General features: G+C 56.3%; 1 pseudogene. It reads left to right on the top strand.

Features of this window, described 5'->3' with window-relative positions:
- Positions 1 to 174: 174 nt before the first annotated feature.
- Positions 175 to 1,080 (top strand): annotated as a pseudogene (locus tag ACXRVY_RS31005) (tyrosine-type recombinase/integrase); the annotation flags it as partial.

Here is a 1,080-nt window from a genome sequence, read left to right as displayed (position 1 = left end):
CCCTAGCACCCCATCTCCTTTTTCATACTTCTTGAAAGACTCCGAAATATCACTCTGGATTTTTCTAAGCTAGTATTTACTTGAGCTCCAGCGGTGTTCTGCTCTACGAGAGTCCAGTAACGTCCATCAAGAGCCGACGTTTTTGTGGGGGTAAAAGTAGGGGGARYCCATTTCATGGSCAAAATYACCATCAAAGAACTCGAGTCGCTGAYCRCSRAWGATGCCGGCCGRATCCTCMGGGAGGATGGCAATCTSGCSGGTCGAATYTCMSTSCKYAASGRCGGYGTRTCGGTCAGCTTTTCTATCGKTATYGYTRGGGCGASCARAAMAAAGAGTACGCCTGCGGRWCCTGGCCRCGCAAATCCCTGACSGACATCCKCAAGGCRCGYAACCAGGCTAGGGCGCTCATCGATGAGCAGATCAATCCCAACGAGCAGAAGAAAACCACCAAGGCACAGGCATACGCCGCAGCTAACGTAGAGGCCGAACAGGTAAAAACGACGAAGGTGCAAACGCTGACCGTCCAGGATCTGGCCAGCGCCTGGCTGTTGGATGGCGTGGCGCGCAAAGATGGCAATGCCGAGTTGCAGCGCCGTTTTAACAAGGACCTATTCCCGGCACTTGGCAGGACCGCGGTGAACAATGTTTCCGAACACGATGTTCGGGCGCTGATCTGCACCGTGGTCAACCGCGGCGCTCACCGTCAAGCCATCAGCTTCTTCGCCGACCTCACCCAGATGTTCAGCTGGGCTAGAAAGCGCCAACCTTGGCGGGCGTTACTGGTTGAGGGTAATCCGACTGAGCTGGTCGACATCTCCCCCCTGATCCCTGCCGACTACGAAGCGGAAAGAAGCCGGATCCTTTCCCCGGCGGAGCTGTTGGAACTGCACAACCGCTTCCAGCAAATGACCGCCGATTACGACGCCCTCCCCGCGGGCCAAAAATACGACGGTATTCGGCCGCTAAAGAAGGAAACGCAGCTCGCGCTCTGGATCAGCCTGGGCACCTTGTGCCGGATTGGCGAGTTGCTGCAGGCCGAATGGAAAAATGTCGATCTGGACCAGCAGACCTGGTTCCTCC

This window comes from Pseudomonas sp. P5_A2_2, assembly GCF_054177685.1.
Note: the sequence above shows the minus strand (reverse complement) of the source record. Positions and strands in the feature narration are given on the sequence as shown.